The 2,931-nt window shown below is 59.7% G+C and carries 1 protein-coding gene and 2 pseudogenes; 2 read left to right on the top strand and 1 reads right to left on the bottom strand.

What is annotated here, in order from left to right; genetic code table 11:
- Positions 1 to 85 precede the first annotated feature (85 nt).
- A pseudogene (locus tag ABID19_RS34155) lies at positions 86 to 676 on the top strand (IS110 family RNA-guided transposase); the annotation flags it as partial.
- 241 nt (positions 677 to 917) lie between these two features.
- Here the strand turns inward: ABID19_RS34155 and istA are convergent.
- Positions 918 to 1,520, bottom strand: a pseudogene (istA, locus tag ABID19_RS34150) (IS21 family transposase); the annotation flags it as partial.
- A 492-nt stretch (positions 1,521 to 2,012) separates the two neighbouring features.
- Between istA and ABID19_RS34145 the strand changes: the two are divergent.
- Complete coding sequence (locus ABID19_RS34145) at positions 2,013 to 2,708, top strand: helix-turn-helix transcriptional regulator (RefSeq protein ID WP_263807288.1); 696 nt, start codon at positions 2,013 to 2,015, stop codon at positions 2,706 to 2,708.
- Positions 2,709 to 2,931 lie beyond the last annotated feature (223 nt).

Below are 2,931 nucleotides of genomic sequence, written 5' to 3'. Positions count from 1 at the left end.
GGTTATGCGCAAGCTCCTCGTCACCGCCAACGCGCTCGTCAAAGCCGATCGCATCTGGGTCGAAAAACGTGCTTGATCACAACGGAAACTAATCGTCCAGCGCACTTCGCTCATCAATCACGCCCGCAGCCTTTTGGCCGAGTATGGCATCGTATTGCCACAGGGACCATGGCGCTTTGCCGCCCAAGCCGACGGCGATCGAGCAGGCTGAAATGTCTGACCTCGGGACGTCAACGTACGCGTCGCTAAACTCGATGCGAAGGTCGTCGAGATTTGCCGAGAAAGGGAAGATTGCCGCCGCCTGGCCGAACTCCCCGGCGTCGGTCCGATCATCGCGACCGCGCTCGTTGCGAGCGTCGATGATGCCAGTCACTTCCGTTCGGGCCGCGAACTCGCTTCGTGGATCGGACTGGTGCCACGACAATACACGACCGGTGGCAAGCCTCGTCTCGGCGGCATTGGCCGGCGTGCCAACCATTATCTGCGCTGGCAGATGATCCATGGTGCCCGCGCCGTGATCAGCCGGCTTGCGAAGCGTGATGACAGTCGCTCGCTCTGGCTGAAAGGAATCGTCGAGCGCCGCGGCTTCAACAAGGCGCTCGTGGCGCTTGCCAATAAGACGGCTCGCACCGCATGGGCGTTGCTGATGCGAAAGGAAAGTTACGCCGCCGCCTGAGCGCCGGCGCACAGATCGCTGCCTTCGCGGCGATGAGAGCGAGGTAGACACTGGTGGCACTACGGCACGGACCGCAGCTTCAAAGCCTGATTTACGACAGGGCCTACGAAGCCACTCATGTTATGAGGACCGAGGCAGCGGATTCCCATCAAGGCCAGGAGCGTGATCGCTCCAGCGACAGGCCGGATAGATTCACGCATCCCATGCCGTCCGCTACCAGCACTTTACCTTGCCCGGGAGGCGTCCATAGGTTGTCGCAGATGCCGCGGGTGCAGGCGCCGTGGAAGAAGCTGAACGCCCGGTCATGGGCATCGAACACCATCTCCTGCGTTTCGCGCGGATAGGCCCGCATGAAGAACATACGGCTTTGGCAAAGCCGCATGTGCGCCACCTTCACCATTACCGTCACGCCGTCGAGCAGAACGATCTCGTGGCTCCAGTCGAACTGGTAGGCCTCGCCCGGCGCAAAGCTCAACGGAATGTAGGCTTCGGCCGCGGCGCTGCCGCGATCCGCCTCCCAACTCTGAGCATGCCGCCACACCGAACTGCAGCTGCCGTCATAGCCGAGGCCGCGAAGCTCCTCGAAGATGCGGATCAGTGTCAGCCGCTCCCGCTGAGACTTGGCCGCATTCGCCGACAGCAGCCGATCCAGCTCGTCACGCCAGGCGCCCATCCGGGGATAAGGCTGATGCTTGCGCTCGTAGCGGAACTCTGTCTCCTCGGAACGCAAAACCTTGCGCACCACCTTCCGGGAGATCTTCAGCTCCCGGAAGATCGCCTTGATCGACTTTCCCTGCACCAGCGACAGCCGGCGTATCTTTGCAATCGTCTCCACAACCAACATCCAAAACACAAATGCCTCCGATCAAACCGGAGGCATCTTGATGACCCCATCGTTAAGGGATCCCGTTTGGACGAAAATCACCCCTCAAACAGGGTCCTCATTCCATGAAAAATCACACCCGCGAGCCGGTTAAACAAGAGCGCCTCCATCAGGGCAGTGGATCTAAGCACCTTGTCTACGGCCGGGAACGCCGGTTTTCCCCACGGCCATATCAAACTGGTATCCCGGGCGGTACGGGCAGTGATCGCCCGGAAGTCTGCCCTAGCGCGCCAAGCGAGAGGCACCGGGCCACTGACGCCCCAAATGGAGCTGGAAATACACCGGAACCGTATGTGAGCCCTCAGATTTACCGCGTCAATCGCCTAGTCTCTGCATCCTGTACCTCACGTTTGCACGTTGACTTTCCGTCATGAGATGCACATTAGTCAATATGATGACCCTAGATTCGTTCCCCGTACCGTTGGCCCTTATACTTTGTAAGGTTGCCCCGCAATGACATCAAAGCCGAGACCGCCTAACGACGAAGATAAGCCGATCCATCACGATGAACAGCGCGTCAACGATTTTCTGAAGATGCTGGCCCAACTGGTCCCGCAGATCGCGCGCAGCATCATGTATGACTGCGAGGTCGTGCTCCACGACAATCGCGTTTCGCCGCCGCGCATTCTTGCGATAGGCAACGGCCACGTCACTCGCCGCGGCGTCGGCGACCTTATGACGCGCATTGCGATTGGCGAGCACGACCTCACGAACCTTCAGGAGCCACTGTTCAATTACGGCTCCATTGCACCTGATGGCCGGCCTATACGCGTCAGTTTGCTGCCGATCATCATTGACGGAAGAACCGTCGCATACTTGGCAATCAATTTCGCCACGGGCGACTTGCTCATGGCGCAGAGGATCATCGGCCTGCTCACCCGTATAGAGCCTCATCCAACCCAGATCAAAGAGACGTTTTTGCCGAGCTCGCTGTCTCTTGAGCAACTCATTGACAGTTACCTTGAAGACTTTGCGCGCCCTCCGCATCTTCTCGACCGCGTGGACCGCATCGAGCTCGTGCGCCGCCTGCACGACCAAGGCGTGTTCCAAATGCGGGGCATCGTGCGAGAAATCGCGGGACGCCTTGGGATAAGTCGCGCGGCTGTCTACAACTATCTGAAGGTCGCCACTGAGGACGCGGCCTCCTAGGCCTTGCGGATCGCACAATCAACGGCATTGACACACAGGCTGACGCCACTTCTGGCCGCGTTCCGTCGCCTTTGTAAGGCGAGTCGCGCGGTAGTACGCCGCGCAAAGACACGCTGCGCATCAGAGATGCTGGACACCTCGAACTACGGCATTTCCAGAGGGGGTGGTGCGGCAATGAGGTTGCGAACAGCGCGGCGATGGAGGATTTCGGTCGTTGGGGCTG

Origin of the sequence: Mesorhizobium robiniae, from assembly GCF_040545535.1 — a bacterium.
Lineage (GTDB): Bacteria > Pseudomonadota > Alphaproteobacteria > Rhizobiales > Rhizobiaceae > Mesorhizobium > Mesorhizobium robiniae.
Note: the sequence above shows the minus strand (reverse complement) of the source record. Positions and strands in the feature narration are given on the sequence as shown.

Excerpts from the sequence above, each read along its gene's own strand:
- ABID19_RS34145 (WP_263807288.1), top strand. The coding sequence starts at position 2,013 with ATGACATCAAAGCCGAGACCGCCTAACGACGAAGATAAGCCGATCCAT.